This window comes from Prauserella rugosa (assembly GCF_000719975.1).
In the GTDB taxonomy this organism is placed as follows: domain Bacteria; phylum Actinomycetota; class Actinomycetes; order Mycobacteriales; family Pseudonocardiaceae; genus Prauserella; species Prauserella rugosa.
Window position 1 is genome coordinate 1 of sequence record NZ_JOIJ01000058.1, and the last position, 976, is coordinate 976.

Here is a 976-nt window from a genome sequence, read left to right on the forward strand (position 1 = left end):
CTAGGGCGTGTCTCCTAAAGATCTGTGGTGAGAGGGGGGATTGTTGATCGCATGTCACGTTCTGCGGTGCTCACTGACGCTCAATGGGCTCGGATTGAGCCGCTGATGCCGTGCTCGGACGGCCAGCGGGGCAGGCCGTTTAGGGATCATCGGCAGGTGGTCGAGGGGATCGTCTACCGATTCCGGACCGGGATCGCGTGGCGGGACCTGCCTGAGTCGTTCGGACCGTGGCAGACGCTGTGGAAGCGACACAAGCGGTTCTCGACCGATGGGACCTGGGACAAGATCCACGCCCGGCTGGTTGCCGAGGCCGACGCCGCGGGCGAGGTCGACTGGACGGTGTCGGTCGACTCCACCATCAACCGCGCCCACCAACACGCGCTCACTCTGCGACGGGTCGAACATCCCGCAGGCCGTCGTCGGCCCACAGGGGGCTGAGCAGAACTACAAGGATCTACGCGCCGAGCCGCCTGATCATGCGCTGGGGCGCTCACGCGGCGGGATATCGACCAAGATCCACCAGCTCGTCGACGGCCACGGCCGCCCGCTGGTTATCGCGCTCACACCCGGCCAGGCCGGTGACTCTCCCATGCTTGCGCCACTGCTGTCCCACCTGGCCGTCACGCGGCTCGGTCCAGGTCGGCCGCGCACTCGCCCCGAGGCCTTGATCGGCGACAAGGCCTACTCATCCCGAGCGATCCGAGCCAGATTACGGGCCCGGGGCATCAAGACCGTGATCCCTCAGCCCGCAGACCAGATCGCTCACCGCAAACGGCGTGGTGCCGCCGGCGGCCGCCCACCCGAGTTCGACGCCCGGACCTACAAGCGGCGCAACGTGATCGAACGATCCTTCAACGACCACAAGCAGTGGCGCGGCATCGCCACCCGCTACGACAAGCTCGCCGCCGTCTACCGAGGAGGCATCGTCCTCCGCGCGATCACCCTCTGGCTTCGGCAATAAGGAGACACTCCCTAG

Annotated in this window: 1 pseudogene; it reads left to right on the forward strand. The window is 66.7% G+C overall.

Annotation, left to right across the window (positions count from 1 at the left end):
• Positions 1 to 51: 51 nt before the first annotated feature.
• A pseudogene (locus IF64_RS0124900) lies at positions 52 to 961 on the forward strand (IS5 family transposase).
• The last annotated feature ends 15 nt before the right edge of the window (positions 962 to 976 follow it).